Below are 26,461 nucleotides of genomic sequence, written 5' to 3'. Positions count from 1 at the left end.
CGGCAAAATGCAGCAACGCACATCGAATCATGCGAAGCGATGATGGAAATTGCGGCACTCGAGGCGCCGCAATCGAAAGGCCCGGCATCGCCGGCTAGGCAGCGCGTTGCTGCCTACCGTGATGCGATGAGGGGAATTACAAGAAGCGGTGGCCGAACCACCAGCCGATGGCCGAAAGCAGCGCGGATGCGGGAATCGTCAGCACCCAGGCCCAGACGATGTTGCCCGCGACGCCCCAGCGCACAGCGGAAAGTTTCTGCGTCGCGCCGACGCCGACAATCGCACCGGTGATCGTATGCGTAGTCGACACGGGAATGCCCAGCGCCGACGCAACGAACAGCGTGATCGCCCCGCCTGTCTCCGCACAGAAGCCGCCGACCGGCTTCAGCTTCGTGATCTTCTGCCCCATCGTGCGAACGATGCGCCAGCCGCCGAACAGCGTGCCGAGCCCCATCGACAGATAACAGGCGCCGATGACCCACATCGGCGGAGCCTCGGCCGCCGCCGACGCATAGCCGGTCGCGATCAGCAGCATCCAGATGATGCCGATGGTCTTCTGCGCGTCGTTGCCGCCGTGCCCGAGGCTATAGAGCCCGGCCGACACGAGCTGCATGCGCCGGAAGCGCCCGTCGACCTTGCTTGGCGGCGTGCGGAAGTACATCCACGACACGAGCAGCATGAAAAACGAGCCGAGCACGAAGCCGAGCAGCGGCGAAATGAAGATAAAGGCGACGGTCTTCAAGAGGCCGTCCCAGTTGAGCGCACCCCATCCCGACTTCGCGAGCGCCGCGCCGATGAGCCCGCCGATCAGCGCATGCGACGAGCTTGAAGGAATTCCGTAGCGCCAGGTCACGATGTTCCAGCCGATGGCCCCGATGAGCGCGCCGAACACGACGTAGTGATCGACGATGCCGGGATCGATGGTGCCTTTGCCTACCGTCTGCGCGACTTTCAGGTGGAAGATGAAATAGGCGATGACATTGAACGCGGCGGCAAAGGCCACCGCCTGCTGCGGCTTCAGAACCCCGGTCGACACGACGGTGGCGATCGAGTTCGCCGCGTCGTGAAAACCGTTCATGAAGTCGAATACGAGGGCGACCACGACCAGCGTCGCGAGCGCCGACAGGGCGAGTTGGATCGATTGCATCGGTCGGCGTCCCGCTTACGCGTTTTCCAGCACGATGCCTTCGATGATGTTCGCGACATCCTCGCACTTGTCCGTGATCGTCTCGAGCAGCTCGTAGATCGCCTTCAGCTTGATGAGCGTCTTCACGTCGTCTTCTTCGCGAAACAGCTTCGAGATGGCCCCGCGCAGCACGCGGTCGGCATCCGACTCCAGGCGGTCGATCTCCTCGCACGCCTTCAGGATCTGCGCCGCCTGTTTCATGTCCGACAGCAGGCCGACCGCCGCCTGCAGATGCTTGACGCTCGCCGTGCATAGATGGGCGAGTTCGCTCGCCTCCGCCGTGACGGATTGCACGTCATAGAGAGAAATGGCCGTGGCGACGTCCTCCATCAGATCGAGGATGTCGTCCATCGTGGTGATCAGCTTGTGGATTTCGTCGCGGTCGAGCGGCGTGATGAAGGTCTTGTGCAGGAGGTCGATTGCTTCGTGCGTGAGCTTGTCGGCGGCTTTCTCGTTGCCCTGCACGTTCTGCTTGTGAATCTCGGCGTCTTCGAGATTGTCGATCAGGAGTTCGAGCTCCTGGCTGGCGGCTACGATGCACTGCGCGTGCGCATTGAAGATTTCAAAGAACTTGCCCTCGGTGGGCATGAATCGACCGAACATATAAGATGAGCTCTTTCCGATATTTTCAATACAATCAGCAACTTAACGATCACACCCGCACCATCGGCGCGGGTTGTACGGCACTCGTACGAAACTCAGCGCGCGCAGCTTCCGATCGTGACGGATTTGTGACAAGCGGCATTCTATAGGAAAGCGGCGGCGCCTCGGTAAGCGCGTCACTACGCCTCGTGGCATGCAACACGTTGTCGAGCTGCGTCAAAACCTGATGCGATAGGAGCGGGCCGCACGGCGTTTCGCTTGCCATCGATGGCTATGCGGCGTTGGATCGATGCCCGCCGAGCATGCTTAGCGCGGGTTGCGCGATTTCGCGAGACTGTTCGGCGAACGGCTGAAGCCATAGGCGCGCTGGGCCATGCGCCATGAAGCGCCCAGCAGCAGCATGCCCGCAATGCCCACGAACAGTGCGATGCCGAGATTGAGCGGCCAATCTTGCGGCAGCGCCGGGGTGTTCCAGGAACGAATCGTGGCGCTCGCGTGAAGGAAGGGGTACAGGAGCATCAAGAGCGACAAGAGCAACAGCACGGGCGCACACACGCGCTCGGCCGAGCGGCGGACGCCGCTCTCAGTTCGAACGGAGACAGGTTTGCCGTTCATGGACGTTCCAATTTTTTCGCTGCTGCTCATGATTGTTTGAGGACTCGGCCCGATTCCGGCCTGTCACAGGTTTCGCCACCGTCACGAGCGCCGACGGCGCCCACCTCTAACCCCTGAACGCCATCGGCCGGATTTCTCGCGACGGCTTCGACGGCGCTGCCGTGCGCTCGCCCCCCTGCGTGCTCGCGTCCAACTTGAGGCGCACGTCGTCGGGCATCACAAACTCGACGCGCGTATTGCCATGCTCACGCCACGCTTCCAGCAAAAAACGGCCGTACACGACCATGCTTTCCGCGCTGCTCCAGTGCACCACCAAGGTGTCGTGCTCGTCACGCACCTGAAGAATGGCGGTACCAAACGGGAACGGCAGACCGGCGCTGCGGCGCGCACGATCGACGTCACCCATCGCCCAGTTCAGGCGCTGCATGCGATGCCCGCCGCTCTGGCCGTCACTCGTCGTCATCTTCAAAACGGGATCGCTCATCGCATCCTCACAACTCAATAAATCTGACTGACCGATCAATCGCCATCGTCATCGGCCTCGTCGGTTGGCGGCGAAACCGTGTGATCGATCACGAGCGGCCACTCACGTTTCGACGTGCCCGGAACGAATACCGTCATCCCCGGATGGATGGCGTCACCTGGCTTCGGCAAGATATCCAGGGCGGCGACCGGGAAGTACCCCCGTCCAGGAATGATCCTGCCGCCCTGCACCGCCACCCCATCGAACGCAATCACGCACTGGCCGTTGCGCCAATAAACGATACCGCCGTCAATCAGTCCGACGGGAACCCCGCGGCGAAGCAGCACGGCACGGATGCGTACCGAATCGAAGTCATTCCGGGACGGGACCACGAACAGCGTGCCCATGGCATTGCGCGCGGGCACGAAAAGCTGACGGTCTGCATCGAGTCGTGCGCTGTAGACGCCATCCGGGATCGGCTTCACCTCATCATGCGGGGCGGCATGCACCCATGCGGCCCACACCAGAATCGGCGCGCAGAGCGCTCGCCAGCGGAAAGATTGTTTCCTCATGCTGCCTTCAATGCATTCGCCAGGACTGCCCCTGCCGGATAGCCATGCCAACCCCTTCAATGCGCATTCGGCGTCACAGCGCTGCCGCCGCAACGAGGTCGCCCGATTTCGCCGCGGCCTTCAACACAACGCCTCGATCCGCCGGCACGACGCCACCTGCAGATCCAGCGGCACGCGCGGCAACCCCCATGCGGTAAGCAGCGAGTCGAACGACATCACGTCGCCAGGCTCGCGCTCCGCCGGCAACGGCCGCCCTGTCAGGCGATACAGCCACCGGTGGCCATCCTCCGCCTTGACACGCTCCAGCACCTGATGCCGAACCGCATAGCCGACGGCCGCCGACGCCGTCTGTGCGTCCATCAGCCCGGACGCCTTGATTTCCTTAATCCCGGCAGGAGATTTCCGCTTCCGGAACCAGCCTATCAGCGTTGCAGCATTCAATCGCGTTTGCTCACCCATACATCCTCCGCCATGGTTACGTCCCTCCCGAGTCGTCAGCCCTGTCATCCTCTCCGTAAAGGCTCGCCACTTCGCACACGCCAAGGTGCATCGCCAGCGCCATGAATTCGCTCTTCGGGATACCGCTGACTCGCGCGACATCGACCATCCTTGAATAGTCGGTCGGATGAACAGTCACCGAGACCGTCACCTTCTCAGCGCCGACGTCGTTCGAAACGCCGGTTGCCCGGTCCTCTTCCGAAGTCCCGCTCCTTGCTACCTGATCCATGGCCGCCCCGTCCTCTGAATATCGCCGGGGCTCCATCCCGGCATGAGCGCGTCACGCGCGCAGGCTCGCGAATCGTCCCTGATCATGCGGGCTGCGCCCCCGCTGCGCCCTGCGCGGCCCGCATCTCTACCTTCCTGAGTTCAATCCACAACAGCCGCGCCACCTTCGCCGCATCGACTGCCGTATGGATCTCGCGCGACCGGTCGGCGATTCCCTGCCTCACGCCGGACGTCCACAGGTCCTTTGCGTCATCCAGATCTTCCAGTGCGCGCACGCTCGCCGCCGAGCGTTCGAGCCCAGGCACGAGAGCACACTCGGCGCGGTAGTAGGCCACCACGTCGTGACCGTTCGCCAGTTCAACGATGCGCTTGCGCACATCCTGGGAGAGCGGCATCTTCAGCAGTGCGCTCATGTCGTCATCGGAAAGGCGGTACTCCCGCTCGATGGCTTCGAGCGGTACGCGGGGCTGGCAGCGCTGCGAATAGACAGTCGATCCGTCCTGGCCGACCAACGCGACTTCGAGGAAGTCTTCCCTGCCGTCGTGACGCACTCGCAGCGCCCCGAGAATCAGCGTCTTGCGCTCCCTGGCTACGGTCTTCGGGTCCACCACCATGCGGGCCTTCTCTTTCGCTTGCCGCTGGCGGTCGATCCTGGCGATCTCCTCCTCGCTGAAGCGATAGCCCTCCACCGCGTCGCACAAGCCCTTCACCGCATTACCGATTTCCGGCTTTTCGAGCGCGCGCTGCTTCTTCAGCTCGTGCACGTAGTGCCCGTAGACACCGGACACCTCCGCCCAGGCAACCGTCCGTCCGGCGTTGTTGATCACCAGCCACAAGCGCCGGTCCACGACCCGCAACCAGCGCAACTCGTTCGACGGCAGCACGCCCAGCGAGCGCGCGTCATTAAGCATGGCGTACAGAATCGTGTACACGTACGCATGTTTCCTGAAATACTTCTCGACCTTTCGGCTTCGGTAGTACTTGCGGATCGCAGCCAACCCTTCCGTGACATCGACATCGAGCGTGTCCTTCGCCGCATCGTAAGTGCGATCAGCAGACTCCCAGTAGGAGGCGACCAGCTTGTTTGTCGTTTCGAGCGCTGCCTTGTAATCCCCGTCGGACATCTCGACATCCGTTGCGGCAATACGAGGCATCAGCACGGACAGCACTGCGATCTCCCACTTCGAGAGATCACTGAAAGTACGCCACAGCTTCCCGAGCTGTTCACGAAACACCAGGGCTGCCCGATCGCTGTTCACCTGATATAGACCGTCCATACCGGTGTGATCGAGCAGCGCATGCATCATCGCGAACTGCTTTTCCGTATCCGCCATACGGTACTGCCCCTCGTCGATCGGACGAGCGGTCAGGTTGAGCTTGCGAAAGAGCCGGACATGCGGGTAATGCTTGCCCATCTCGTCGGAAAACGAGTGCAGCGTGTAGTCCACGGCACGGGCGTAGTGCAGGTGGTTCGTCGGATTGGTATGCAAGGAGCGGCGCGCCGTCCAGAAGCATAGCGGGACGATGAGGACGAGCAATGTGAACCCGTTGGCCCACATGCTCGAATCGGTCAGGTGCCCCCACTGGACCAACGACGGATCGGAACCGGCGAAGAAGTCGAACCAGCTGGCGTAGATCCCGCCGACCAGACTCGCAACGACCAAAAAGATCCCGGGAAAAACGAGCCATTTTGCAAGTCTGTTGCGCGGGTACCGCTTGCCAAGCATGTATCCGGCGCCGGCCAGCATCACGCCGGGCAGGGACGCCCACGGCGAATGGATCAATTTGAAAACGGCAAATTGCGCGATGCGAACCCAGCCGTACAGCCGCGCGATGATCGTATGCGCGGCCATCCAGAAAACGCCGACCAGCACCAACGCCAGCAGCATGGAGACGAGGACCCATACCGGGTCCCCTTCCTGCTTCGGCTCAACGGGCTTCGAGGCAGATTGGCTCATCCGCGCCTCTACGCAGCGAAGCGCTCGACCGCCTTGTTCGGCCGCTCGACGCGCTCCTGCCCGGCATATGTCACATCCGTGATTGCGTCGGCCTCGTCGCGCAACTGAACCCGATGCATGAGAGCCGCACGCTCCCTCGTGCCTTCGAGTGCGGAACCGAGGACCCTGCGCAGGGCGCCGTTGCGCACCGAGGACAGCGCAACGATGCGTTCTTTCATGTCGGCTGGGGCACAGGCAAACCAGCCGGATATGAGCGACGCGAAGTCGTCGACGAGCGCTTCAGGCACCTCGAGAATCATCGTCATATCGAGCGCGCACAGCAGCGCATATTGACGATAGAAGGCGGAGCGGTTCGGATCCGGCTTGGGGAGCCCCGCCAGAGATCCGGCCTCGCCGTTCGCATCGGCCGTGGCCGCCTGCTCCGGCAATGGCAGCCCCGCGCCGCGGGCCAGTTTCTCGACCGCGTCCACGTAGCCGAGCCCGCCGTAATCCATCTCCCAGCGAATCACGTCGCCGTGCGCACCGCACCCGAAGCAGTGATAGAACTGCCTCGACCCGCTGACAGTGAAGCTCGGCGCTGTTCCGGCATGGAATGGGCACACGCCTAGGTATTCCTTGCCGGCCTTGCCCAGCTTCACAGTTCGGCCGATGGTGCCGACAAGATCGCTACGAATACGCACCTGCTCGAGAAACCCCGGTTCAAACATGATGGCCCCTGCTACAAATTGTTCTTCGTGTTGTCGTGTTACATCACCGCCATGGCCCGATCACCGATCGGGTTGGCGCAAGCACTGCTGCGCATTCGCAGCGGGTCCCGTCGAACCACCTCTGCTCTACGCGGTGCGCAGCATCCGGCTGCGCCGATAACCGCCCATCAAACCTTCGATCCGGCTCCGCTCTACCGTAAGCACGCAAACCGAACTTTTCATCAAAATCTCCGGCAATCCAAGGATCATTGCATAGCAATGAAGCTAAAATATATATTTTTTTGAATCAATTCGGGTGAAATTTTTTTGATTTCACTTGCGAAACACCAACCCGACCTCGCCGTTCAGCATCGACTCGAGAGCAGCGCTGGAATGCGCGATGGCTCTTCGCGCTCAAGCCCGATGCGTAAGCGCCACTAGGTTCTGCACCACAGGCCAGGTTGCTATCCGGCGCCGCATAAATGCGAGATATACCCGGAAACGCTTGATCGGATAACTGCGCCGTGTGGTCCATTCATCGTGCACGTCTTGCAGCGCCCCCTTGTCCATTTCGAAATGCGCGTGCATCAACGAATACAGGATCATGACCGACCCCATCCACCCTTCCTCGCTGATCGCCACCGCAATCCCGCCTCTGCTCGTAAAGAGCGATGTCAGGAAGCCCTGCCGATAGGCGACGATTTGCTCGCCGTCTTCCGTTGGGCCCTTGACGTGATACACATGGCCATCTCGCGCAGACACATACCGGCACATCGGAAACGGATAGTCGCTGATGACGCAGCCCTTGAGGATGGTGGACGGCGCGAGTGCGCCGATTGCCAGCTCCAGATGCGAAACCTTCCGCACCGTCAGGCCGGGCTGCTGCAGCGCCTCGCCAATCGCCTTGCGCAGGCGGATGAAGATCGGCGCCTTATCGGCAGGCGCGCGGCCGCCTTTCATACGGTCAGCCATGATCCAGCACCTGGTGCGCCTGCTCCCAAAGCGTCCAGGCGCGGTTGAACAGCAAGACGAAAGCAATCAGCGCGAGCACCGACACTCCGGTAGCGAGAAAGTGATCGATGCGCCCCACGAAAAGCATCAGGAAAGCCACAAAGGCCGCGAGGAGCGCAAGCCCGAAAAAAGCGAGCGACTGCTTCCGCACCGTGCTCATAGCGACATCCATTTCACGCTCCATAAGCTGATTCACAGGAGTGCTCGGCTGCAGGAGCCGCCGACACTCGCCGCTGAGCTGCGCCATGACCATGCCACACCCACTGTCACGCCTACGATCCTGCTCGACCGAACCCGACTCTCGCAGGCTCATCGTCGGTTTACCCATTCTAACATCATGTTTCAAAAATATAGTTTTTTTTATCCGTCACTCAGACTATAAAAAGCAATTTTTACAAAAATTGCAGGATTTTGATGATTTTGCATCGATCCTGTACCCTTTTTGAAAGCACCTGCCTTCCCGCACCGCCTACCGTCACAAGCGGCGCGGCAGGCGCGCTCGCTGGAATCACGTCACGAAGGCGGGCAGGTCGTTGTCCGGGACGAGCCACAAGATTGCATCGGGAACCACCATGCGCCCATTGATCAGCGCGCGCAGATCCGCCCCGCACCGAAGGAAGAATCGATTCAGCATGCCGAACAGGACCTCGCGATCAGCGCCCGTCGGGTAAACGGGGTGCTCGGTGTTCTCGTCGAGTGTGGTGCCGGCCACCAGGTAGGGGCTGTTCCACCCGTTGACCTTCACGAGCAATGCCTCGGTCCATGCTTCGAAAATACGCGCAAACAGTGCTCTATCGCTTGCCCACAGGGCACGCTTCTCCACCATGTCGTGACGGCTGGCATTTGCGAAGTACGCCGTGTCGCGGCGATATAGACCGGGCGCCCACTTCTGGATGACATCACGAGCCTTCGCCTCCCGGCCGCGGCCCACCCGATCCAGATGCAGCGGCAAATCGAGGTTCACCTGGCCACGCCAGCCCAAGCCACCGGATACCGCATCCATGATGGCGCAGACATCGTGCACGAACGTTTCCGCGTCGGCCAATTGCCGTACGCCAAATCGCTCCAGGTAAGGGCTCGCCACCCACTCTTCCCGCAAGCGGGCCAGCGCACGTTGGTAGAAATCCCCTTGCCGCGCCCCATCCGGAAGCAGCCGATCCAGCGACCCGATCCAGTCGATCAGGCGGGTTTCCAGCGACTCGGTCATGGGGACTACCGCATCCCCCACTTCGACCTCCATCCACGGCCGGGCGGCCTCCTCGCGCGTCAACGGCACGGATTTCATCCGGCGCGCGATCCCGACAAGGTCATCGACCAGTTTAGGCAGCGCCCCCGCCTCGCCCGTCCCTTTCGAGCTCAATTCGACGACGGATGCATGCTCTCCGCCCAACGCCGCGCGGGCCAGCCAGGCATCGAAGGCGAGCGCCCAAGCGCGCGAGATCGTCCCGGCCCCCAGTAGCGCGGGCAGATGCAGCATCACCCGCCCCGGCTCGTAATGCGCCTCGCGCGCACCGCGCTCCGCTTCGCCACGGCATCCAAACGCGAGCGTCAGGGTGCCGCCCAGACCGATCATCTCCGGCGGTAGCCCGAGGACCGCAACCTGGTCCATCAAGGCGTCGAACGCCTCATTCATCACGCGCTGACGCTCGGCGTCAGGCAGCCATATTCCCGTTTCGACACCGCGCACGCGGAACACCTCGAGAAACGCGGCCGGATCCACGTCGCTTCCCGCTCGCCAGTCCTCGCCGCGCCGCTCGATCACGGGCAAATGCGCTGCGCTGGCGCGCGCCGGAATCCGGCTCACGACCGGAAATCCGAGCACATCGCTGAGCAACCGGCGCACACCGCGCTCCGCCTCACGAGAAACGGTGCCGGCTGCCGGCAGCCTGAAGCGCGCCATCTCGACGGCGTAACTGGCTCGAGCAGCCTTGCTCTCGGAACACTGCTTGACCGCGATATACATCTGAGTCCGGAAAATCGACAGGAACCGGATAAAGCCCTGGTTCTCCGGCCGCTTGAAGTATTCGGCGCGCTGGCCGCCGCAACACTTGATGTCGTCTTCGGACACAAAGCCCTGGATAGACCCCCAAGGCGCCAAGGCCGACTTCATCAACTCGAATATGGCATCACACCGGGCGCGCGCGAGCATGGCGGCGTCTCTGTTCGACCATGCATCTGCCGTCAGCAGGCCATCGGCCGCAAGTGCATCGTATTCCCGCCGGATGCTGTCCAGCACGCGCATGAAGTCGAAATGCTGCTGCACGCTGTACAGGTCCTCTGCCACGGGAAGATCTTCTTCGTTGTACTCCAGATAGCGGGCGTCCTTGAGCACCATCAAACACCCTGACTCCGCGTTGAATCCGACGGGGATGCCATAGGGAAGATCCAAAGCCTCGATCCCCTCCTCGACACCGCCGCTCCCGGCAACCGCCGCCTCACGCGTCGGATAGCCGATGATCACGGCGTCGAGTTCCGGAGCGCGCAAAGGCATGCCCGTCAGGTCGAGCGTCTGCCGTTGAACCGCCGCTTCGACCAGGCGCACGGGGCTGAATTTTTCCAGGCAGGCAATCGGCTCCGGCAGCGCCCTGCGGTACGACGGCGGCAAATCCCGGTATCCGAGCACCTCGTGCACGGACAAACGATGCATGCCGGCAGCCGCCATGACCGCCCGCTCGGCCGGGCCGACATACCAGCGTCCGGGCTGGGCGTCGCGCAGCTGTTGTTGGGAGCGAATGAAATCGGCCAGAAAGGCCGGAGGCAGAAATTGCTGATCGGCTTCCCGGAATCGGGAAACCGGCTGCAGGTGGTAGTCGTTACCATCCCCATCCGCAACCGACGCGGGCACCATTCGCCTTAGCCGGGAATGCGTAAGCTGCGTCGAACTCGAATAGAAGTAGAGCGTCTTCTTGGCCTGCGCAACGGCTTGCTCAGCACGCGCGACGCCCAAGCCGCGACTCATCGCCGTGTCGTAGGCGCACGCGGCGTTCTTGGACGTCTCGCTGGGAGAGTAGACAAATCCGGCCTCTCGAAAACGCTGCAGAAGCGCCTCACCCTTGCCGCCACCCATGCGCTCGAACTGCTCCTGATCCTGAATAACGAACTTCAGGAACTCGCGATCGAGCGATTCGTTGAACACCAGCTTCAGGTCCGCGCCAAACCGCATCATGCTCGGCCAGACCAGCACACTATCATCCGCAATCATCCCCGCATCCCTCGGCTGACCATCATAGGCTCCGCCTGCTTTCTCGCTGGAAGAACCATAGGTACCGGAACCCGTCTTGCTGCGCAGATGCCGTTGGTCGGCGGCGTTATTTTTGGGTATCGAGGCAGCGCGCCACTCAACACGAATGGAGGGCGCGCATGGCGCGACCGTATCAGCTGCAGCAAGCTCACGAACGGGAGAATCGAAATGCGGCTCGGCAGCCGAGAGCATGATCGCGCGAGCCTCGCGCAACGAAAGCGGTACCGGCTACTGGTTAACGACAATTCTTATGAAAAATTAACGCCGCGCGACTAGATCAAGCAACCTGGCCCGTAGCCGGCCCGTTAACACGCTCAACTGTTCGGCTCGGGCGACGCGGCCACGCTCGCGCTCGGTGCCCGTCCCTGCAGTTTGACGAGCAGATTGCTGACGGACTCTGCAATCGTACGCGCAAGCTCGCGCAGCCGTTCCGCCAGCGTAGCCGTGTATTCGCCTTCCTGGCGGCCGAAACCCGGCAGATCACCCGTGCTCTCGCGCACCGTCTCCATCGCATCGATCACGCGCTTCTGAATCGGCGGCTCCGAATTGGCGTACTTCCGCTGCACGTCTTTTATGTGCTTTTCGAATTCCCCAGCGGCCTGCCGATACGCCTCGACCTCCTTCGGATTGTCGCGCCACAGCGCGGTCATCTGCTCCTTCAACGGAGCCAGATCCGGATCGTTCCGCATGCGGGCAACCAGATCGCTCGGAAGCATGCCGCGCTTGCCGGCCTCGGCGAGCATCGCATCTTCCCAGAGCGGGAACGCATCGACGTTGCGCAGCGCCTCGGCTGCCTTCAGGACGTGCCTCTGGGCATCCTCGATCTTGTCGCATTTCCAGTGCGAGATCATTTCGGTAGCGGCCAGCGGGGCGCCTACCCCGCCCATGGCGGCAGCCATCATTCCCGGCTGAGCGGAAGCCGACAGCCCCGGCAAACCCGCAGCTTGCGGTGAACCGGGTTTGACGGCTTTGTTCAGCAACCGGTAAGCACTCGACAAGGCGTAGAAAGGTGCCGTCACGACCCCCGCCGCCACATTCCCGACCGAGTCCTGGACCGCAGCACCGCCCGAGACCTGGGCAGCCGGCACACCTGTAGCCGCAGGCGCGGCCGCTGGCCCGTTCCCGACACGCTCCAGCAACTCGTCCATCAGCGCGTCGGCGTCTTCCACACCAAGCATGCCCGGTTCCGCAGCTTCGGCCGTCACTTTAGCCGCCTTGTCCGCCTCATTTTCGACGTGCTGACGCTGCGCTTCACCCTCGCCCGAGGGAAGCGCATTCAGCGCGTCCAACTGCTTTTTTTTCATCATCCACTCCCGCTTCACGATGATCAGTGGCCGACCATCCCCCGTGCCGCACCACTCACCACCTGCTGGTAGGCGGCATTCACTGCCGGTTGCATGTCGCGATTTGCTTGCAGCGCGAGCGCCATCGCCTGCATGGCTTCAATTCGCCTCTTTTTTTCTGCTATTTTCGCGTCGAGCCATAACTTTACACCATGCATTCTCGCAATCTCGGCCAAAATACCTCGTGAACTCCAACCAGTCAGCTTGACCTCCCATTCCGTATCCATCAGTCGGCGCGTCACTTCCGCATCTGTGATCTGCGCTTCGCTCATCCCATCGTAAGTGGCATAGGGCGGCTGATCCGGGAACCCATATCGCTCCTTTGCCGTCACGGACGGCTGCGTCTGCTGCGCCTCGTAGATCTGATCGGCAGAAACCGGCACCGTCGAGTTCGCGGCCGCCGCCCCACCGGTCTCGGACGGCGAGGGTGCCGCGCCCCCCGTCCCGTTTGTGACGGGCCCGGCATCGCTTGCGAACGGGTAAGTCTTGCACGAATACTCCAACGCATTGCGCAGATAGCGGCTTCGCGTCTTGTCGGTGCCGTCGTTCGTCTCCCGCAGCTTGACCCCGCCGTAGCCGGTCACATATTCCAGATGCAGATGCACCGGCAGATCCGGGCGGTCCATGTGATCGCCCATCCCGCCCGCCACGCCCAAGATATCGCCCGCCGACACCTGTGTGGCCCCAACCGCCGCACCGCCGGTTTGGAAACCGACCAGTGAGCCGCCCTTGAGTTTCGGATCCACCGTCGACATGTGGTTGTAGATCACGACATCGCCGTTCGCGCGACGCAAAGCCACGCGGTTCCCGTAGCCGTGCCCCCACCACCCGGCCCCGATCACGGTTCCGTTGTCGACTGCCTTCAGTTGCGCGGGCTTGCCGGACAAGTCTCTCGCGTGGAAGTCGACTCCCCAGTGAACGCGCGGCGCCGCGTACTGTTTCAGGAGGCGGGTCTTGCCGAACGTGCTCGTCACCAATTGATTCGGGATGTCGACCGGCTCGGCCAAGCACGCGTCAGCCCATGCCCTGACCGGGACCGCAACGCTCAACGTTACCGCCAGCCCCGCCCACCAAGCCTGCGTGCGCAACGTCATTGCGTCACCCGCGAGCGCGCCAGGGCCGCTTGCGCCGTCGCATCCGAATTCGGCATCTGGCCCGCCATCAATGCGAGTTTCGCCGCCGCCGCGGCCTCGCGGCGTTCCTCGGACTGGTATTCCATATAGCCCATGGACAGATCGAGCGCCTCCATCTTGGCGAGCTCGACCAGCAGACCGCGCTCGCTCTGGGAGGTCTGCGCGGCAGCCCAGTTGTCGTAATCGGCGCCGCCGGCATAGGTATCCACCTTCGAGCTCAATGCGTCGAGCACGCTCTGGTTATCCGTGGCGCCGCCAGTGCTGCTGCGCGCCTCGGTCCACGACTGAATCGATTTGAGCGAAGCTTGCGCCACCGAATTCACTGCATCGGATGTGCGCTTCTGGTCCAGAAAAGCCTGGCCGACCGGCGTCGCCACCGCCGATGCCGGCAAGGCCACGGCAGGCAGGCCGAACAAATTGTTCAGCAGCGCGGATTTCGCATTGGACTGGGTCGAACCTCCCGGCGCCGACGCGAAAAAGTTCGACGCATCGAGATCCTTTCCGGCCATCGGACCCGGCGCAGAACACAGCCCAGCTGCCGCGTCGCCCGGCGTGCAGTACAGGTTCGCCGCATCCCTCATCCGCTGTGCGATCGCAACGCCGCGATCCGGAACAAACGCACCGGGAGCCGCGTCGATTTCGCGAATGACCTTTTCCTGCATGTCATTGCTTGCCTCGCCGAGCGCGACGTTGAGGTTCTTCGAACGATCCTGCTCGACGCAGGGGTTGTACCCCTGGCCCGTCCTCGGCCCATAGTCGAACAGCGCCTTCGAGATCCCCTTGAAGTTGTAGATGTCTGCTTGCACGCTTGCGGCCGCCTCCTTGGCGCTCCGCAGCTGGCTGTTCGAATTGTTCGCCGACGAGTTGATCTGCTCGGCAAGCACCTTCAGCGCCCCTGTCACTCTCTGAAGGTTATATGACCGCTCGGCGCTGACGGCATTCACCATGCCGGTGATCGCCGACGTCATTGCCCCGCCGGCGGCCACCATCCCCTCCTCCCAGATCGAATCGGCCACAGCCGGACACCCCGAGGCGGCGACCACCCCCGCGAACGACAGCAACGTCATCCCGGCCACCGTCTTCTTCAATGTGCGATTCACGGCGCCACCTTTGAACGAGCGTTGGCCGCTGCGACAGCCATCTGCGCCGCCTCGACCCTCTGACCATTGATCCTCTTGTTCTCGAGCGCGAGCTCGGCCGCTTGATCCGCCTCCGCGCGCAGCGACTGCTTCAGCTGACGCTCATGCAGCTTCAGGAGCAAGCCTTCGATTTTCACCGTGTCCACCAGCACGCCGCGCTCCGCCTCGGACGCCTGATCGTGTGCCCATTGGGCGGCACGATCCGTTCCGAAATACTGGCCGACACGCTCGGACATGAACGAGTCGAAGCCCTCGGCGTCGGACTGGATCGCCTTCAGCGAATAGGCGGGGAACGCCAGAAAAGCATCTTTCTGTTTCTTCGCCAACAGGTAGGCCTGGCCTTGCGGCGTATTCGCGGAGCCGGCCGGCGGCAACGCGTCCGGCATGCCGATGATGTTGTTGATCGCCGCGTTCTTCGCGGCCAACATGTTTGGGCTCGTATCCGAGCTGAAGATCAGCGACGCATTCGAGTCGCCCCCCGGCACAGCGCCGAGGCTCGAACACAGCCCCGCCGTCACTTCGGCTTGCGTGCAGAACAGCGCCTTATGCTGTTGCTCGCGCTGCCGCAGCACCGTGGAAAGATCCCCATAGCGTCCGCCGCCCGCCTGCACTTCCGCTGCAATGCGCTGCGGAAGCGCGGCCGTCACCTGCGCCTCGGCCGTTGCCATCTGCTTGGTCGCGCTCGCCTGCGCGCACGGATCGTAGCCTTGCGACTTCAAATCGAGCACCATCTTGTTGATTACTTCGTTGGTTGCGAGAGCCGTCTGGAACGACGCCCCCGCCTCCTCCGCCTGCCGCGTGGAGTCGTCGCTATTCGACGTCGACGTCTGGACCTGCTTCGTCAGCACCTTGATCGAGCCGATCAGCTCTTCCGTCTGCGCCTCATCGAGCGCCGTGATCGAGCCTGTAGCCGCCGAGATCGCTCCAATGATCGTGCCGGCAAGCCCGGCAGCAGCCTTGTTGACCAGCGCCTCGGTTCCGCCGCAGGAAGCCCATGCCGCCCCCGCGCCGGCGAACAGGAGCACGCTCGCCACAGCGATGCGGCGCACGCCACCCGACGCTTTCACCTTATCGAGTCTCTTCATTGCGCCTGCCCCTCGCCGACCTTCTGGGTCTCGTGCGCCTCCGTGAAACGGAAGAACGAATATCGCGCCATCGACATCATGGTCTCTTGCTGAATACGTGCTTGCCGGGCCGCGATGCACGCCGTGCTCGTGCAGGCCTGGCTGGTGGGAGTGGGACGAATCGGCGCGATCGTCTTGATGAAATCCGTCGATGCCTCGGTCTGATCCCACCCATAGGTCTTGCCCGGTTGCAAGTGCAGCGAGAAATCCGCATCGCCGGCCTGCATGCCGTTCGGATTCAGCGTGCAGTACCCCAGCTGCGCCTGGGAAACGGTGCAGTAACGCGTCAACTGCCGCGAGACGCGCTGCGCGACGGACGCGGCAAACGGAAACTGCGTCACCTGGCTGGTGCCTCCGAGAGCGCCGAGGACTCCCCCTGCACTGCCCACACCGCTATCGGACAGCGTATACAGCCGCGCCATCGCGCTCGATGCTTGCCCACTGGTCTTGCTTTCGGTCAACTGAACCTGAGCCGCCATCCCGAGCTGGTAGCAGGAATCGATCAGCTGACCATTCGGGCCAAAATCCTGGACGATCTGGCGCACTTGCGTTGTCGTCGCCGCATCCCCCATCGTGGACTGGAAAGCCTGCTCTGCCTGCATCCGCATCGAATCGGAATTCGATGCGCTGGCCGACAGCTGTTTCGTGACCACTCCGAGCGAGGAGACCATCCTCTCCATTTGCTGCACCCAAGAGGTCACCTGCGCATGCGAGAGGCCCGGCGCAGCCAGCGCAACCCCCATCAGCCCCATTCCGAGAGCACGCCGCATATCAGTTCGAGGCCCCGAAAATGCTGTTGCCCAGCGAAGTAGCGCCGTTTTGAACGCCGTTCTGAACCGACGTCACCGCGCCGCTCACTGCCGACGTCACGCTGCCGGCTGCGCTCTTATAGGCCGAATTCACGGGCGCCAGCGTGCTCTGCACCGTCGACGTCACGCTTTGCTGCGCCGACGACAACTGCGCACCCACTGCCGCGTTCGCCGCATTCGTCACGGTCGCGAGCGGATTGACCACGAGCTGCGATCCCGCAGGCGCGGCATAGTTCGTCCCGTAGTTCGTCAAGTTCATGCCCACTGCCTGTCCAAGCGCGGTGGAGAGCATGCCCTGCGTGCCGCCGTTGATCATCCCGGCCACCTGGTTGTACTTGCCGATATAGTCGGAGAGGCTGCTCCGCACCGCCGTGCACGCCTTTTGGACGGCCGTCTGGATGGCCGCCTGGGCGAGCGACGTCAGCAGGCCCATCGGGTCCGGAATCAGGTTGGACAGGTCGATATTCGCAATCGGCCCGATGCAGCTGGATACGCCGCCGACCGTGAAATACTTCGACGGATCCGGCTGTGTCGTGCCGATTATCGTTATCTGGTTATTGAGCGCTGTGTTGGCCGCGGTAGCGATCGCGCAAGGGTAGGCATCGGTCGCGGACGGCGTGGTCAAAGCCTGCTGCGCCTTCACGCCCACGACAGTGACGATCGCCGCCCCGAAAACCGCCCCAACCAGGTAACTCATCTTGTTGCTGCGAAACACGGCACGTACGTTATCAGGAACCCCCTTCATGCTTCCCTCTCCATGAGAATGCGAGCGACGAACTGGACGTTGTCCGGCGCGAAGATCTGGTCATATAGCCGGGTGCGCAACACCACCATGAATCGGCCAAACAGGTGGTTGGCCGTCGCGTCATTGCGAACCAGATCGCGGCAATGCTCGAGCAGCCGCTCGAAAAACTCCGGCTGATACCGGTGCAGGTACTCCAGCGTGTAGAGACTTTCCTGCGTATCGAGCCACGAGAGGATCAGCAGAAACTGGGCGTTGTCCGGCGGGATCTGCTCCCGATACTGGGTGATCACCGCGTCGAGCCGCTGCAGGCGGACCCGCACCTCTTCTCGCATCGGCTGGCCGTGCTCGGCGAGCCGATGGAAGACCCAGTCTTCGACGGTTCCCAGGTAGTGCAGCGTGGAAAGCATCTGCCCGGTCGGATCTCGCATCAGAAAGTGCTGAGCAACGTCCTCCCGGCTCGACACGCGAAAATCGCCACCCGACTCGAAATCACCCTGCCCACCCCTGGCCTCTCCAATCATTTCTGCAAATCCCTCGTGTTTTTTCGTTTGCGTGCATTTTAATCCATCGAAATGGAGTAAAAACATTTTTCTTTTTGACTCATACCCGAACCCTGGGCAAGACACAAGAATGCCACCGCCATCACACCGCACGACTGCGTCAGGGCAACTTGCGCAGCTTCATTTTTACGCGCGGGTTTCGCCGCCTCGCTGCCCATCGGCCTGGCTCACGACATTCGCCTCGCACCATCTGCGGAAACTCTCGCAGACCGGAGTCAGATCGATTTCAGGATGGTGATCGAGGTTGAAGCAGACCTTGCGCAGGAAGTGGGAGAACGCAAGAATCGTCTCCGCCGACGTATCTTTCGATGCATCCCCGGAGACTTGCGCAATGACGATGTCGCGAGGCCGGAAACCCGCGAGCGCCCTCTCATCGCGCACGAAGTTCGAAGACGCGAATCGGACGCCCTGCCCGCGGGTGAAATCCCCCGCCCACAGCAACAGCGGCCCCAGCGCCCCCGCTGGCGACGCGACCTGCTCCGGCGTGAGCACCTCGCCGTCGACCAGCATCCGGCCCCCGCCCGCGACAAAAATTGCGGCGACTTCCTGCGCGATATCCCGCGCAGCTTCCAGCAAGAGGGTCGTGGGGTCGTCCATAGATGCGCCTCGCTGCATTGCTTTTTCGTATTCGATTTTATATTACGAATGAACCAATACCCACAGAATTTGACATTTCTCCCTCAAATATGGGCAGTTCTTACTGTGAAGGATACAAAAAAACCCGGCGCAATGGCCGGGCTCCCACATATTGTGCAAAGGTTGAGGTTTAGCGGCCGCCCCCCGAAAACGCCTGCGCGATCTGCTTGCGACCGGCCTGAATGCGTTGCGAGGCTTCGCGCCCCATCTGCTCGATGAGATCGATGTCCACGCTCTGATTGTCCAGCCCCCAGCGCAACGCGCGCGCCAAGGTCAGGATGTCCAGCCTGCGGCGGCTCAATTCGCGCCATGCTTGCACCCACCATTCGCGGCGCTCGGGCGGCACCCCCCCGATCCACGTTTCAATCGGGCCGAGCGAACGCGGATTGAATTCGGCCTGGATCGGCTTCGGAATCTCGCCGTCATCCAAGAGGTCGAAATAACCCACGCCGGATTCATCCACCAGGCCTAATTTGTTTCCGCCCATCACCGGATCGTCCAATTCGACGATCACACCCGGCGTCAGTCGTTCGATAGTCATCCGCGCCTCCCGTCAAGCGCGCGACGTGCGGCGCACCGCCGGCTTCTTCTTCGCAGCAGGTGCCGGCTTGGCGCCGCCCTTGGCAGAGGCAGCCGCGCCGCTCACAGGCGCACGCCCCGCCCTCGCGGGCGCAGCTTCGAACCCTTCCTCCAGATCGTCGCTCATCATGAGCTTCGGCGCAGGCGGCATCTTCCTGCCCGAATTGCTCATTTCGTAGAGGTCGCGCAAACAGGTATTGACCACGTACGTCGGCGTGCGGCTACGAAACCGCGTCTCACGAAGCAGCTGCTCGATCCAGACAGCGCAATCCATGTCGAGCGTCACGCGCATGTTCTTTCGACGCGCCGTGCGCGAACTCTCGATCAAGCCGAGCTCGAACGCTCGCTTTCGGATCCGCACGTACTCGTGGTCCTTCACGTCGTGATGCACGCGCAGAAACTCGCGCGCTTCGCCGATCTTCTCGTTCTCCTTGAGCACGCGCTCAGCCAGAACGAGTGCGAGATAGTTGTCGCGGTACCAGCGAAGCAGCCGGTTCGTGCCCGCATCGATCCGCTTTTCGTGAATCTTGCGGTGACGCTTGATGTCCGAGACTTCCTTCTCGATCAGCTGCGCGTCCTTGCCGTTCTCGATCTTCACTTCGGTCGCCGGCTTGCCGTCTTCGTCGCTATCGTCGATCCACTCGTTATCCGGCAAGAACTCGAGCAGACCGTTCTTGTTGCGCACCTTGAGCCCGAACATCTTGATCAGGAAGACGAAGTCACGCTCCTTGATCGTCTCGACAGGCGGATTGACCGCCGCGCCGATGCGCCGCAGGAACAGCAGTGAGGAGCGCAGCGGCGTGACGCGCTTCTCAGCGATGAAGTCGATGTTGATCATGAGGCGCGCCAGCACGTAGAGCGCGTCTTCGCTCGAATGATCCAGGAAGGGAAACTCACGTTTGACGTGCGTGATCATGCCCCGGATCTGTACTTCTGGAAGGTCCGCAAACTTGCTCAATGGAGTCATCATGGAGGGGCGGAATCAAAAAATGGTTTTGTTTTTGTATTCTAGCTGAACCACAAACAAACTAAGATTTTCTCACTTTTTAGCTGAAGTTAATTGCTCTTGTAACAATTCCCATGTATTGCTCATGAACTGATCGTCAGGCCGCGTCAATCGGCAAACACACTGCGCTTCACCGCGTACCTCCGCACCCTCGGCAAACTACTTGCCGACGCCAACCAGACACCCCGCATTCGCCTTGCCCGGGTTCAATCCCATGGCTCGCATGGTCGCGAGCGCGACATTCATGCCGTTGTAGCCCTGGGTGCCGTTCGGGTTGCGCACCGCGTCGTCGATCTGCGCGCGCACCCGCGCTTCCAGCGCGGAATTGGAACCCGCCAGTGACAGATCGGCGTTGTTGCCCGCCCCCCGAACCTGACGCACCACGCCGACAGCGATCAGCGCGAGCGCGCACAGTGCGACACCGGTCAGCAGCCACGCTTTGTACGTGGCAGGAACCAGCCAACGCCAGCCCCGCCCGCCCGCGACCGCCGGCACCACCACCGGCGCGGCAGGCGCGTCGGCGAACGCTTGCGCACCCGCGGCGGCGCGCATCGCGGGCTGCTCGCCCGCCGCAAACACCGCATCGACAAACGCACGATCCAGCTCGTTTGCAAGACGCGCGACGAAAAGATCCTTTTCCTGCGCCCCGCCCGATACCTGAGTGAGCGCAGCCAGTTCACCGCAGACCGCATCCCGGCGTTCGCCGTCGACCGTGCGCGTTTTCAGAAGCGCGAGGATCTCTCCGGCCGCTTCGACCTCCACGTCCACGTAGAGATCGTCCAACTCCACGCCCTTCATGCTCGCGATGAACGTCCGCACGCGGAATCGATCATCGTGCGGCAGCGACAGTTTCACGCGAACCGTCGTGCCTTCGGCACCACCCTTCTGCTGGATAAAAAACTGCGGTGCATTGCTCATTTGCCGACTTCCTCAAAGATGCGCTTCAGCAACGCCGGATCGTCAATGTCCGACACCATTTGCGGCGCGCCATTCCGATCCTGGAAAAACGCCACCGGCACGCCGGGCGTACCCGCGCCCGGGTTGCGATTGAAAGCCGCCCAGAAATACTCCTCGTTCGCGCTGACCGCACTCACGGTCGAGGGCTTCACGTCCTGCTGTCCTATCATCGCGGCGTGCTCGATCACGTTCATGGCCGCCACCGGATCCTTCGCCTGGACGATCGCCGCCACACGGTTCAAACCATCCGGCGGATTGCCCAGCACGGTCACCGGCAGCCACTTGATCGAACCGCCGTGAGCCACGAAGTCCCGGCTCTGGTCATACACACTGCGGCAGTGCGGGCAACGCGGATCGAACATGATGTAGATCGTCTTCGACGCATTTGCGCGCCCCTCTCTGACGCCTGTCAGCGCAGCCACACCGGTAATCGACTGGGCTACGGCTCCCGTCTGGTCCTGGGCCTGGGCCGGAGCGGCGGCTTGCGAAGCCGACCGGGCATCCACTGCCTGCATCACGCCCGCCTCGCCATTGATGCGCGCGACGTTCTGAGGCGCGGTCATCGCAGGCGTGATGTACGCATCCGACTGCACCGCGCCCGTCGCCGCATCCCACAAGACTCCGGAAATCAGCGTCTTGTTGTCCGGCGTCGAGTAGAAGACCGTCTTCATGCCGTTGCGGTCCACCTGCCAGACGTTCAAACCGCCCGCGCCGCGCTGCCAGTTGAGCACGCGGATCCCGTGCACATCGAAGAAGGCCGGCTTGACGACGCCCGCCGGAAGGCTCGGCGGCGTTGCCGCATCCGGCGCCGCATTCACGTTCAACGAAATCATCAATGCGATGAGTGCCGCCACATGCGCTTTCTTCACTGTTCGAAACCCCAAACCCGGTAGTGTTGTTTCAAATACGCCGCCCACTCCTCAGCCAGCGGACGAATCCTTTGCTGATACACCATGTTGTAGCGCGGCGTTACCGAGTGATAGTTCGCCACGCACGTCCAATAGTCCTGTCTGCACCCCGACAAGCTGCGCTGCAGCAGGTATGCGGCCATCGCATAGTTGTAGCAACCGTCGAAACGCAAGGCATGCACGGCCACGACCGGATCCACGCCATAACGGCGCAAGTCGGCGAGATGGATCGTGTTGATGCCGGCACGGCCCAAGTCATACGTGCCGTTCGTGTTCGGTATGGCCGAACCTTCCGTGCCGGCCTCCCACTGCCCGATCGCCAGCAGGACATCGGCAGGCACCCGGTAGTGCACGGCAGACTGCAGCACGCATTGCATGGTGGCCGGCCGATACTGCTCGACGTCGTAGTAATTCACGGTCTCGTCCTTTCGAGGAACGGCTGCTGCCCGCCGAACTGGCGCAGCGTCCCCTCAGTCCCTGCGACGGATACCGTGGAAGGCTCGCGCATGTTCATAGAAACCACTTGCCGGAGCTGAACCAGATTCTGAACAGGCCCGGCTCGAAGAACCGGCTGTGCTGCACCTGCCAGCCGCGATAGCTCGCACGCATTCCCTTAGCCATCACGAAAAGACCAATCATCGCGACGTTGATGTAGACCGTATGCACAGGGTTGCTCGCCATCATCCACAAGGCAATGCCGAGACAAACGAGCGCGAGGCCATACATGCACCGGCTCTGCGCGCGGTATTGACGCACCTTGGCCTCACGCTCCACCGGATCGGCGAAGCGCTGCTCCGCCAGCGCGTGCAGGCGCGCAATCGTTTCCGCATCCTTGTTGCGCCCCGCTGCCTCATAGTGATCACAGCGGCTACACCCGACATAGCCGCTCAAATCAGGTCCGCCCCGATCGGCCTCAACCTGCGCCGGAAACAAATACCCTTCGCCGCACTTGGGGCACAGCGGACGACGCAACCTCGTCCACTGCTGCGCCGTGATACGCGCCCCAGCCACCACCCAGCCGTAGCCGGCGATATATCCATGCTCACGCGCAATCCTTTTGCCAACCGCCCCCATCCACCCCATGTTCAGGCCCGCTCATTGGTCAGTTGCATGCGCCTTCCATCGTCCAATTCAATCAATTTTCATGCAGATTATAGTTTCCAAAAATAAATATTCAACAAATTGCTATAAAAAAACATGTTTTTTTAAATCCAACCATGCTTGCTCACGCATAGGCGACCGTTACGCTCAGCGGTCGCTCGGCGGCTTGCGGCCCACTGCCCCGACCAGGTCCTCCACCGCCGCATCCCACTCCTGCAGCGTCGGCACGCTCTGCGCCGGACCATCCCAGTAGGCCGTCATCTTCTCGATATCGTCGACGGCGCGCTTGGCATCGGCCCGGATCTCGAGGGGATCCTTCTTGATACCCAGCGCCGCATCGGTCGATGCAATCTGCTCTTCCAGGTAGGAACTGAGTTTGTTCGGCTCCTCCCTGTCGTCCAACGGGCGCAAAGTCAGCATGCTTATCGCCTGGCCAGGCTCCATCGCACTGCCTTCGCCGGCTGTATCGCCGGCACCGCCTTGCGCAAGCGCAGGTGTGTCGTGTTCGAAGCTGTCGAGGAAATCGATCACGGCCGCGCGAGCATCCTCCGGTGCGATAGGCGCACGCACCGGCGAAGCCGGTTCGGAACCCCGATCGCCGAGCGTAGATTCCGGCACGCCCTCTTCATTCGCGCCCGCAGCACGAATCGCCGCCGGCAAATCTTCACCTCCGGCAGCAAGGGCTGGCGCATGCGTCCCCGCGGCCGCCTGATTCGCAACTGGCGGGAGCGGAAGCTTCAGCAGCTGCGCGGTACGCGCGAGCGCGGCGTCGGCTTCTTCCGCAGCCGCCTTCGCGCGACGTGCGTCCTCGGCCGCCCTGACCTCCGACTCGTTCACGTCGCTGAGAAACGCCACCCGAATCGCCTGGTCCAGCGGCAACGTGCCTGACGCCTCGCGCACCCACATCCGCACCTTGTACAGCTGCGGGCGTTTTTGGCGCAGCATTTCCTCCGGATCGTCCGGGAAGACCTTCGCCAGATCCCCGTTCTTCAGCGCGTCGGCAATGAGACGCTCGAGCGTCGCGATCGTCTCCATCTCCTGATCGCCGCCGCTGCCGACGCTCGGCGGCTCGACCTTCAGAAAGTGATTGATCCGGATCTTGGTCGGGATTTCCTTGACGGCCGTATAGAAGGTCCGCGCGCGGATCACGCGCACCCCGCCTGTGCCGTCGCTGTGCTTCTTGCCGATCAGGAACGTAAACTCGCCGTTCTCCTGCTGCGCGAGATCGTCGTACGTCACGCGCTTCACATCACGCACGCTCGCGTCGAGATTCGTCCGATAACCGTCCAGGACCGTGCCGGCCTGGTGCTCTTTTCGGCCGGCCTCCCACACCTGCGCGTCACCCGCGACTCCCGCGACGCGGCGCCAGGTTTCAGACTCGTTGCCCGACGTGATACGGCCGATGATGCGCACGTTCGTGTTTTCCCACGTGGCATCCGCCTCCTCCTTGGAGGCCTTCTGCAAGCTGGAAAAGTCCTGAGCCGCAAACGTGATGCAGTTATGCGTGACGATCTCGTCGTCCGTCACGTAGCAATGCAGTTCGTCCTCGACCACGATGCAACGGGTCGGCTCGACGCCAAGGAAAACGATCTCCTCGACGCGCTCGAAGCCAAGCCCGTCAGCCGACGTGAAGGCGAATTCCACCTCCTGCCCCGCATGGATCGCCTGCTCGACCTCGCGCGTGGTTTTCACGACATGCTGGCCGTTGATCCGCACCGGCCAGTGATGGGAATAGGCCGCGTCGACCTTGCGGCCATTCGCCAGGCGGATGCCCGCGACCGGCAGCATGCCGGTCAGGCGCACTTCCCGCACGCAGCTCTTCGCGCCGGTCGGCAGCAGGATCTCGTCATCCGGCAGGATCTCGCCCATCGTCGTCCACGTGCCGTCGCCTTTGCGGATGCGCGAGCGCAAAGGTTGCGGGAAGCCCAATGAGCGGGCTTGAGCCGGGGCCACCGCGAACCCCAGGACCGCGTAATAGCCGTACTCGTCGAGCACCACGTAAAAAGGCACCGCGGCGTTCGTCGGCCGCGCATCCACGATCTCGCGCACCGAACCCTCGAGACGATTGCCCAGGCAGCCGGCCATCATCTGCTTGATCGAGCCCACGATCAGCTTGCCGAGCATCTTGAGCGAATCGGGCGCGCGTTCGAGCGACGGCAGCAGCACGACGAGAATGCGCCGGTTGATCACGACGTCGTACATGTCGACTTCGCCCAGCAGCGTCTGGAAGATGTAGCCGTACGTGAACGACAGGTCGCCGAACAGGCGGGTCAATTGCATCGTGATGAAGCCGTGCTGCTCCATCGTCTTTTGTTCCTGCTGGCCGAGCTTGTCGCGCGAATAGCCCGGCAGGGTCAGCACGAAGCTCTTGAGCGGCTCGATCACCCGCTCGAAAAGCGGATCGTTGATGACGACGTTCTCCCCCCCGATCGTGATCGTGCGCTGAAACACGACGCGCTCGACCACCGGCAGCTCGAAATACCCGATGAACGTGTTCGCATCGAGCAGGAGGTACCCGCGGTCCCGCAGATAGCACAGCACCCGCGTCAAGCCGGCGACGAAGGCGATCGCGCGGCCCTTCCACATGTCTCCGCCACCGCCGGAATCGTCCATCAGCGAGATGATCAGCTCGATCAGCATCCCCGAACTGCCGAGCGCGAACGGGTTCATCGTGTTCGTCGTGCGATCGACCTGCTTGTCGAGGAAGTCGCGGCCGGATGTCAGAAAGCTGATGACGAGCAGATCGTCCTCGCGCCCGAGATAGCGCGCGAGACGGAAAACGTTGTGGTAGAGATCGACCGCGCCTTTGCCGTCCGTATACAGAAACCCCGAATTCTGGACGAGCGCGTTGTAGACCAGCCCCAGCAGGAATTCCGTCTTGCCCGAGCCCGTGGTCCCCAGCACCAGCATGTGGGTGCGCAAGTCGCTGTCGGAGGACCAGATCTCCAGCTTCGTCGAGATCTCCCGGCCCAGGAACGTGATCCCGTTGCCCAGGCGCGCCTGGGCATAGGACCCATCGAAGCGCTTCGCGGCAGCCGGAATCCGGAACGGAAAGTCGTATAGACGGAATTTCCCGATCACCTGCCCGGCCTTGTTCGTGCGCTTCGGATCGTTGTGGCCCGGGTTGACGAAGAACTGATAGAACATCCACGTCGTCAGCAGGATCATCTCGCCCGAGAACGGAACGCGGATGCAAACCAGCGCGATCACCGGCGTGAACAGCATCGCCGCGATCACGCCGTCGGTCGTCGCGAAGAACGCGCGCGCACGCGTCAGCCGCGAACGTGTGTCGGGCCGGGCCTGCCCCGGCCTGACCTCGTCCCGCTGCTCGATGCCGCGATATTTTCGTTCGACAGCCAT

27 protein-coding genes are annotated in these 26,461 nt (G+C 62.4%); all 27 read right to left on the bottom strand.

The annotated features are described in order from the left end of the window. Positions 1-136: 136 nt before the first annotated feature. Positions 137-1,147: an inorganic phosphate transporter gene (locus FAZ69_RS08545; RefSeq protein ID WP_136893515.1), complete on the bottom strand. Its 1,011-nt coding sequence runs from the start codon at positions 1,145-1,147 to the stop codon at positions 137-139. Positions 1,148-1,162: 15 nt separating this feature from the next. Then, positions 1,163-1,789, bottom strand: a complete 627-nt coding sequence (locus FAZ69_RS08540; RefSeq protein WP_136893514.1) for a DUF47 domain-containing protein — start codon at positions 1,787-1,789, stop codon at positions 1,163-1,165. Positions 1,790-2,095: 306 nt separating this feature from the next. Further along, a complete protein-coding gene (locus FAZ69_RS08535) occupies positions 2,096-2,404 on the bottom strand; it encodes a hypothetical protein (RefSeq protein ID WP_136893513.1) in 309 nt (102 codons plus the stop codon). A gap of 106 nt (positions 2,405-2,510) precedes the next feature. Continuing rightward, the gene (locus tag FAZ69_RS08530; protein WP_136893512.1) at positions 2,511-2,888 is read right to left on the bottom strand and encodes a hypothetical protein; all 378 of its coding nucleotides are present in this window, start codon (positions 2,886-2,888) and stop codon (positions 2,511-2,513) included. Between the two features lie 35 nt (positions 2,889-2,923). Then, positions 2,924-3,439, bottom strand: coding sequence for a hypothetical protein (locus tag FAZ69_RS08525; protein WP_136893511.1), 516 nt, complete (start codon positions 3,437-3,439; stop codon positions 2,924-2,926). A 120-nt stretch (positions 3,440-3,559) separates the two neighbouring features. Beyond that, positions 3,560-3,898, bottom strand: a complete 339-nt coding sequence (locus FAZ69_RS08520) for a hypothetical protein (RefSeq protein WP_136893510.1) — start codon at positions 3,896-3,898, stop codon at positions 3,560-3,562. Positions 3,899-3,914: 16 nt separating this feature from the next. Next, positions 3,915-4,166 (bottom strand): hypothetical protein, encoded by a 252-nt coding sequence (locus tag FAZ69_RS08515; RefSeq protein WP_136893509.1) that lies wholly within the window; start codon positions 4,164-4,166, stop codon positions 3,915-3,917. Between the two features lie 82 nt (positions 4,167-4,248). Next, a complete protein-coding gene (locus FAZ69_RS08510) occupies positions 4,249-6,123 on the bottom strand; it encodes a secretion/conjugation apparatus DotM-related subunit (protein ID WP_136893508.1) in 1,875 nt (624 codons plus the stop codon). Between the two features lie 8 nt (positions 6,124-6,131). Next, positions 6,132-6,830: a CHC2 zinc finger domain-containing protein gene (locus FAZ69_RS08505; protein WP_136893507.1), complete on the bottom strand. Its 699-nt coding sequence runs from the start codon at positions 6,828-6,830 to the stop codon at positions 6,132-6,134. A 393-nt stretch (positions 6,831-7,223) separates the two neighbouring features. Next, on the bottom strand, positions 7,224-7,781 hold the full coding sequence (locus tag FAZ69_RS08500; RefSeq protein WP_136893506.1) for a hypothetical protein: 558 nt from the start codon (positions 7,779-7,781) through the stop codon (positions 7,224-7,226). Then, a complete protein-coding gene (locus FAZ69_RS08495) occupies positions 7,774-8,148 on the bottom strand; it encodes a hypothetical protein (protein ID WP_136893505.1) in 375 nt (124 codons plus the stop codon). The genes FAZ69_RS08500 and FAZ69_RS08495 overlap by 8 nt, the downstream gene beginning before the upstream one ends. A gap of 180 nt (positions 8,149-8,328) precedes the next feature. After that, on the bottom strand, positions 8,329-11,253 hold the full coding sequence (locus FAZ69_RS08490; RefSeq protein ID WP_136893504.1) for an LPD1 domain-containing protein: 2,925 nt from the start codon (positions 11,251-11,253) through the stop codon (positions 8,329-8,331). Positions 11,254-11,375: 122 nt separating this feature from the next. Then, positions 11,376-12,368, bottom strand: a complete 993-nt coding sequence (locus FAZ69_RS08485; protein WP_136893503.1) for a hypothetical protein — start codon at positions 12,366-12,368, stop codon at positions 11,376-11,378. Positions 12,369-12,388: 20 nt separating this feature from the next. Beyond that, positions 12,389-13,498: a M23 family metallopeptidase gene (locus tag FAZ69_RS08480; protein ID WP_136893502.1), complete on the bottom strand. Its 1,110-nt coding sequence runs from the start codon at positions 13,496-13,498 to the stop codon at positions 12,389-12,391. Further along, positions 13,495-14,637, bottom strand: coding sequence for a hypothetical protein (locus FAZ69_RS08475; RefSeq protein WP_136893501.1), 1,143 nt, complete (start codon positions 14,635-14,637; stop codon positions 13,495-13,497). The genes FAZ69_RS08480 and FAZ69_RS08475 overlap by 4 nt, the downstream gene beginning before the upstream one ends. Then, positions 14,634-15,761, bottom strand: a complete 1,128-nt coding sequence (locus FAZ69_RS08470) for a hypothetical protein (RefSeq protein ID WP_240702155.1) — start codon at positions 15,759-15,761, stop codon at positions 14,634-14,636. The genes FAZ69_RS08475 and FAZ69_RS08470 overlap by 4 nt, the downstream gene beginning before the upstream one ends. Next, entirely contained in the window at positions 15,758-16,543 is a 786-nt protein-coding gene (locus FAZ69_RS08465) for a hypothetical protein (RefSeq protein WP_240702154.1), read from the bottom strand. The genes FAZ69_RS08470 and FAZ69_RS08465 overlap by 4 nt, the downstream gene beginning before the upstream one ends. A gap of 28 nt (positions 16,544-16,571) precedes the next feature. Then, positions 16,572-17,354: a hypothetical protein gene (locus FAZ69_RS08460; protein ID WP_240702153.1), complete on the bottom strand. Its 783-nt coding sequence runs from the start codon at positions 17,352-17,354 to the stop codon at positions 16,572-16,574. Then, positions 17,351-17,875, bottom strand: coding sequence for a type IVB secretion system protein IcmW (locus FAZ69_RS08455; RefSeq protein WP_439654754.1), 525 nt, complete (start codon positions 17,873-17,875; stop codon positions 17,351-17,353). The genes FAZ69_RS08460 and FAZ69_RS08455 overlap by 4 nt, the downstream gene beginning before the upstream one ends. Positions 17,876-18,040: 165 nt before the next feature. Continuing rightward, the gene (locus FAZ69_RS08450) at positions 18,041-18,511 is read right to left on the bottom strand and encodes a hypothetical protein (protein ID WP_136893498.1); all 471 of its coding nucleotides are present in this window, start codon (positions 18,509-18,511) and stop codon (positions 18,041-18,043) included. Between the two features lie 169 nt (positions 18,512-18,680). Next, positions 18,681-19,064 carry a hypothetical protein gene (locus FAZ69_RS08445; protein WP_240702152.1) on the bottom strand — a complete coding sequence of 128 codons (384 nt, stop codon included), beginning with the start codon at positions 19,062-19,064 and terminating at the stop codon, positions 18,681-18,683. Positions 19,065-19,103: 39 nt separating this feature from the next. Further along, complete coding sequence (locus FAZ69_RS08440; protein WP_136893496.1) at positions 19,104-20,045, bottom strand: hypothetical protein; 942 nt, start codon at positions 20,043-20,045, stop codon at positions 19,104-19,106. A gap of 249 nt (positions 20,046-20,294) precedes the next feature. Next, positions 20,295-21,053 carry a hypothetical protein gene (locus tag FAZ69_RS08435; RefSeq protein ID WP_136893495.1) on the bottom strand — a complete coding sequence of 253 codons (759 nt, stop codon included), beginning with the start codon at positions 21,051-21,053 and terminating at the stop codon, positions 20,295-20,297. Then, on the bottom strand, positions 21,050-21,946 hold the full coding sequence (locus FAZ69_RS08430) for a thioredoxin domain-containing protein (protein ID WP_240702151.1): 897 nt from the start codon (positions 21,944-21,946) through the stop codon (positions 21,050-21,052). The genes FAZ69_RS08435 and FAZ69_RS08430 overlap by 4 nt, the downstream gene beginning before the upstream one ends. An 11-nt stretch (positions 21,947-21,957) precedes the next feature. Next, positions 21,958-22,416 (bottom strand): lysozyme family protein, encoded by a 459-nt coding sequence (locus FAZ69_RS08425; RefSeq protein WP_136893493.1) that lies wholly within the window; start codon positions 22,414-22,416, stop codon positions 21,958-21,960. Positions 22,417-22,510: 94 nt separating this feature from the next. Then, entirely contained in the window at positions 22,511-23,083 is a 573-nt protein-coding gene (locus FAZ69_RS08420; RefSeq protein ID WP_136893492.1) for a hypothetical protein, read from the bottom strand. A gap of 165 nt (positions 23,084-23,248) precedes the next feature. Further along, positions 23,249-26,461: an FtsK/SpoIIIE domain-containing protein gene (locus FAZ69_RS08415; RefSeq protein WP_136893491.1), complete on the bottom strand. Its 3,213-nt coding sequence runs from the start codon at positions 26,459-26,461 to the stop codon at positions 23,249-23,251.

The sequence above is a fragment of the Trinickia terrae genome (assembly GCF_005144415.1).
Classification (GTDB): domain Bacteria; phylum Pseudomonadota; class Gammaproteobacteria; order Burkholderiales; family Burkholderiaceae; genus Trinickia_A; species Trinickia_A terrae.
This window is presented reverse-complemented; position numbering and strand designations above follow the sequence as displayed.

What these genes read in the sequence shown, in the direction of transcription:
- FAZ69_RS08545 (WP_136893515.1), bottom strand. Translation starts at nt 1,147, where the DNA reads ATGCAATCGATCCAACTCGCCCTGTCGGCGCTCGCGACGCTGGTCGTG.
- FAZ69_RS08540 (WP_136893514.1), bottom strand. Translation starts at nt 1,789, where the DNA reads ATGTTCGGTCGATTCATGCCCACCGAGGGCAAGTTCTTTGAAATCTTC.
- FAZ69_RS08535 (WP_136893513.1), bottom strand. Translation starts at nt 2,404, where the DNA reads ATGAACGGCAAACCTGTCTCCGTTCGAACTGAGAGCGGCGTCCGCCGC.
- FAZ69_RS08530 (WP_136893512.1), bottom strand. Translation starts at nt 2,888, where the DNA reads ATGAGCGATCCCGTTTTGAAGATGACGACGAGTGACGGCCAGAGCGGC.
- FAZ69_RS08525 (WP_136893511.1), bottom strand. Translation starts at nt 3,439, where the DNA reads ATGAGGAAACAATCTTTCCGCTGGCGAGCGCTCTGCGCGCCGATTCTG.
- FAZ69_RS08520 (WP_136893510.1), bottom strand. Translation starts at nt 3,898, where the DNA reads ATGGGTGAGCAAACGCGATTGAATGCTGCAACGCTGATAGGCTGGTTC.
- FAZ69_RS08515 (WP_136893509.1), bottom strand. Translation starts at nt 4,166, where the DNA reads ATGGATCAGGTAGCAAGGAGCGGGACTTCGGAAGAGGACCGGGCAACC.
- FAZ69_RS08510 (WP_136893508.1), bottom strand. Translation starts at nt 6,123, where the DNA reads ATGAGCCAATCTGCCTCGAAGCCCGTTGAGCCGAAGCAGGAAGGGGAC.
- FAZ69_RS08505 (WP_136893507.1), bottom strand. Translation starts at nt 6,830, where the DNA reads ATGTTTGAACCGGGGTTTCTCGAGCAGGTGCGTATTCGTAGCGATCTT.
- FAZ69_RS08500 (WP_136893506.1), bottom strand. Translation starts at nt 7,781, where the DNA reads ATGGCTGACCGTATGAAAGGCGGCCGCGCGCCTGCCGATAAGGCGCCG.
- FAZ69_RS08495 (WP_136893505.1), bottom strand. Translation starts at nt 8,148, where the DNA reads ATGGGTAAACCGACGATGAGCCTGCGAGAGTCGGGTTCGGTCGAGCAG.
- FAZ69_RS08490 (WP_136893504.1), bottom strand. Translation starts at nt 11,253, where the DNA reads ATGCTCTCGGCTGCCGAGCCGCATTTCGATTCTCCCGTTCGTGAGCTT.
- FAZ69_RS08485 (WP_136893503.1), bottom strand. Translation starts at nt 12,368, where the DNA reads ATGATGAAAAAAAAGCAGTTGGACGCGCTGAATGCGCTTCCCTCGGGC.
- FAZ69_RS08480 (WP_136893502.1), bottom strand. Translation starts at nt 13,498, where the DNA reads ATGACGTTGCGCACGCAGGCTTGGTGGGCGGGGCTGGCGGTAACGTTG.
- FAZ69_RS08470 (WP_240702155.1), bottom strand. Translation starts at nt 15,761, where the DNA reads ATGAAGAGACTCGATAAGGTGAAAGCGTCGGGTGGCGTGCGCCGCATC.
- FAZ69_RS08465 (WP_240702154.1), bottom strand. Translation starts at nt 16,543, where the DNA reads ATGGGGGTTGCGCTGGCTGCGCCGGGCCTCTCGCATGCGCAGGTGACC.
- FAZ69_RS08460 (WP_240702153.1), bottom strand. Translation starts at nt 17,354, where the DNA reads ATGAAGGGGGTTCCTGATAACGTACGTGCCGTGTTTCGCAGCAACAAG.
- FAZ69_RS08455 (WP_439654754.1), bottom strand. Translation starts at nt 17,875, where the DNA reads ATGATTGGAGAGGCCAGGGGTGGGCAGGGTGATTTCGAGTCGGGTGGC.
- FAZ69_RS08450 (WP_136893498.1), bottom strand. Translation starts at nt 18,511, where the DNA reads ATGGACGACCCCACGACCCTCTTGCTGGAAGCTGCGCGGGATATCGCG.
- FAZ69_RS08440 (WP_136893496.1), bottom strand. Translation starts at nt 20,045, where the DNA reads ATGATCACGCACGTCAAACGTGAGTTTCCCTTCCTGGATCATTCGAGC.
- FAZ69_RS08435 (WP_136893495.1), bottom strand. Translation starts at nt 21,053, where the DNA reads ATGAGCAATGCACCGCAGTTTTTTATCCAGCAGAAGGGTGGTGCCGAA.
- FAZ69_RS08420 (WP_136893492.1), bottom strand. Translation starts at nt 23,083, where the DNA reads ATGGGGTGGATGGGGGCGGTTGGCAAAAGGATTGCGCGTGAGCATGGA.
- FAZ69_RS08415 (WP_136893491.1), bottom strand. Translation starts at nt 26,461, where the DNA reads ATGGCTGTCGAACGAAAATATCGCGGCATCGAGCAGCGGGACGAGGTC.